Genomic DNA, 2955 nt, shown 5'->3' on the forward strand with positions numbered 1-2955 from the left:
ACATGTTGCGCTCCGCGTCGAGGTGCCGCGCCTTGCGGTTCGTGAATCCTGGCACCCTGCCCGCTTGGCTGGCACGCGCGGCGAACCGGTCGCCGCCGAACCGTGTCGCGAGTCGCTTGGCGACGGCATCGGCCAGCACGGGCTCCACCGGCTCCTCCGCGATCGTCACCCAGGCCTGCAGCGAGCCCGGCGAGGACTCGACCACCGCGGCGGGCGTGCACCAGCGCACCAGGCCGTCGAGCGAGGCCGGGGGGACGTCGTCGATGAGGACGTGCCGGGTGTTCCAGGGCCGGCCGACGACGTGGAAGTGCTTCGCGTTGAGCTGGGCCAGCCAGCGCAGCGCAGGCTCGAGATCCTCGTAGGCGAGGAAGCGCTTGTGCGTGACCGTTCCCGCTTCCGGTGCCGCCGGGATGGCGGTGACGAGGTAGCGGGCCGCTGGAAGCGCGGCGGCCCAGCGGAGAACAGCCTCGCGCGTGCGCTCGGCACCGGAGCGCGGGCGGTAGGGGATGTTTGTCATGGAAGGTGTCCGCAGAGAGGAGAGGGCGCCGGTCCGGAAGCGGACCGGCGCGGAGCGGCTCAGGCCGCGAGCGAGGACCGACGAGCGGCCTGGAGCGCCGCGACCCAGCCTCCGGGCCCGGGCGGCATCGCCGTCACGGCCAGCCGGCTTCCGTGGGGGAGGAGCTCCAGAACCTCCTCGACAGCGGTGCGGGAGCGGCAGGAACCGTCCGGCGCGAGGGCGAAGCCAAGGACGACCTCTTCAATGTCATCCAGCTGCCAGGCGAGCGCCTCGGACGCGGCGGGGGTCCAGCCGCCGCCAGGGGCAGCGTAGGTCGTGCGCCTGGTGAGGTCGGGATGCTCGAGGGCCGCGGCACAGATCGCCTGCGGCGGCCCGTCCGTGAGGAGGAGCCGAGGACGCATCCGACCAGCAGTCTGGAAGAGGGCGCGCTTGCCGCCCCGTGTGAAGCTGAAGGAGATCTTCGGGCCGCCATGGATGATTTCCTGGCCGGTGAGCGCGCCGCCAGCATCGCGGTGCTCCGCCCAGATCGTGTGGCCGTTCGTCCTCAGTGCACCCCCGAACGGTGCCAGGTCCTCGGCGTAGAGCGGGATGTGAGCGAAGCCCGCGAGAAGGTGGCGGGAGCGGGACGGAATGTCTGTGATGGTGGGCATGTGGGCCTCATGGTGGGTGGTGGGCGGCCCGCCCCTCTTTTCTCCTTTCTCCAGCCTGTCGGGCGGAGCGGAGGGGGCGGCCACTGGCTGGCCGCCCCTCCGCACCGACGACAGGCGATCATTGCTTCCCTATCGGGGTTCTGCTTCCCCGGAGGGGTTCTTTCTTCAGCCCTCCTGCCTGCGGCGCACGGAGGCAGGCCGACCAGGGGCTTCTTGCCGCGGTGCCGGTGACGCAGCCTTCACGGCGCCTGTCGGCAACCGGCGCTCCACGCCGATGCGGCCCGTTCCGGCGATGAAGCCGACATGCTCGGCGTGAAGGGCGTCCACCAGCGCTGCGACCGTGCCCGCACGGCCGGGAACCGGGTCGAGGTCGGGTGCGGCCTCCAGCACCTTCACCGTGCGGAGCGACACGCCCGAGGCCTCGGCCAGGTCCGCCTGGCTCCAACCCAGGAGCCCACGGGCGGCACGGAGCTGCGCGGGGGTGGGACGAATTTCTTTCGGCAAGGGTGTTGACCTGCGACTTGGAAAACGCACTTTTAGTGCTGTTTCCCGGCGCGCGGTAGAGCAGTGTCTCCCGCCCGTCCCCTTTCCCTGCCCACATCCTCTCTGGAGTAACGCCCATGCACAGCATGGCGAGCATCCCTGCGCGCGGCACGTCCGTCGCAGGCCCCAAACTGGCCGCCCTCGATCACGGCCGTCATCTCGAGCTGCTCAACGGCGCCTTCCGTGCAGCCCTGGCCCTATCCATCGCCCGCGTGGCTGCACGCCCCGGCAACGCCTGGCTCCTCGTGGGACAGAACGCGCCCACCGGCGTCGATCCAGATGGGGAGGCCTTTCCGCGGGGAACGGGCTCCCGAAACCGGCTGCAGGCGCGGAGCGGCATCGCCGATCCCGACGCGATGGCCAGGATCAACGCGCTCCGTGCCGATCACAGGACATACGGCTCACGGGCGCTCGCGATAGAGGCGGCCGGTGCACGGATCCGCTTCAGCGTCGAGCAGATGCGCGCGGCCCTCGGCAGCAGGTTCAGTGGCATCGTCGCCGCAGGCTGGGTCGCGCGTGACGGGGTGTGGCGCCACCTGCCCCTCGCGCGCCGGCCGGGCTGGAACGAACGGATGCGGAGCACCTGCGGGTTGCAGGTGGTCACGATCCCCCACCCGAGCGGCCGGAACTTCCTGACCAATCCGGAGGAGATTCGGGAGGGCACGATCGCTGCCCTGCGAGAGGCCGGCGTCGTTGCTGCACAGGTTTGGCGGGCTTGAGAATGCCGGACTGTGGACGCTGGACGACAAGACGGAACAGAAAGACGAAGTCCAGAGAGGGTTCCGTGAGATCTGCGCGACTCACGGTCGCATGGAGATGGGGCTGGAGATGGATAGCGCCTGTGGGCGTGAGAACGTCTCAGCCATCCCCGAATGGGCCCGGGCCGACTGGGTCGGCCGCGAGCTCCGCAACCGAGGCATCGTGGATCCGCGCGCTCCCGCTGAGCGCAAGCGGCCGGCTGCCGGCGGCAGTGCCCTCAACCTCTACCCGGTCGAGCCCGAGTTCATCAGCGAGGCGCTCGCGGGCCAGCCAGGGGCTCCGGTGGTGGACCCCCTTTCCTGCTGCCTCACCAAGGAGGAAGGAGCCTGTGGCGCGTGCCGGTACTTCAGCGTGGGATGTGAATGGCGTTGTTGCACAAACCTTGCAGGTAGGCCTGCATGAGCAAGGCATCGGCACGGGGTGAGCGGCCGAAGACCCGCTACCGGACCCGGAACTGGCGGGAGTACGACCGGGGGCTGATCTCCC

4 protein-coding genes are annotated in these 2955 nt (G+C 70.3%); 1 reads left to right on the top strand and 3 read right to left on the bottom strand.

The window, feature by feature from the left end; translation table 11 throughout:
* From J8J14_RS24545 to J8J14_RS24555, 3 genes are all read right to left on the bottom strand, one after another.
* Positions 1 to 517 (bottom strand): DNA-primase RepB domain-containing protein (locus J8J14_RS24545; RefSeq protein ID WP_245216149.1); only part of this gene is annotated, 517 nt, incomplete at its 3' end.
* Between the two features lie 59 nt (positions 518 to 576).
* Positions 577 to 1167 carry a hypothetical protein gene (locus J8J14_RS24550; RefSeq protein ID WP_209382169.1) on the bottom strand — a complete coding sequence of 197 codons (591 nt, stop codon included), beginning with the start codon at positions 1165 to 1167 and terminating at the stop codon, positions 577 to 579.
* Positions 1168 to 1332: 165 nt separating this feature from the next.
* Positions 1333 to 1671, bottom strand: a complete 339-nt coding sequence (locus tag J8J14_RS24555; RefSeq protein WP_209382171.1) for a helix-turn-helix domain-containing protein — start codon at positions 1669 to 1671, stop codon at positions 1333 to 1335.
* Positions 1672 to 1796: 125 nt separating this feature from the next.
* Here J8J14_RS24555 and J8J14_RS24560 point away from each other — a divergent pair, with 125 nt between their 5' ends.
* A complete protein-coding gene (locus J8J14_RS24560; protein WP_209382172.1) occupies positions 1797 to 2429 on the top strand; it encodes a hypothetical protein in 633 nt (210 codons plus the stop codon).
* The last annotated feature ends 526 nt before the right edge of the window (positions 2430 to 2955 follow it).

This window comes from Pararoseomonas baculiformis (genome assembly GCF_017813395.1).
In the GTDB taxonomy this organism is placed as follows: Bacteria; Pseudomonadota; Alphaproteobacteria; order Acetobacterales; family Acetobacteraceae; genus Roseomonas; species Roseomonas baculiformis.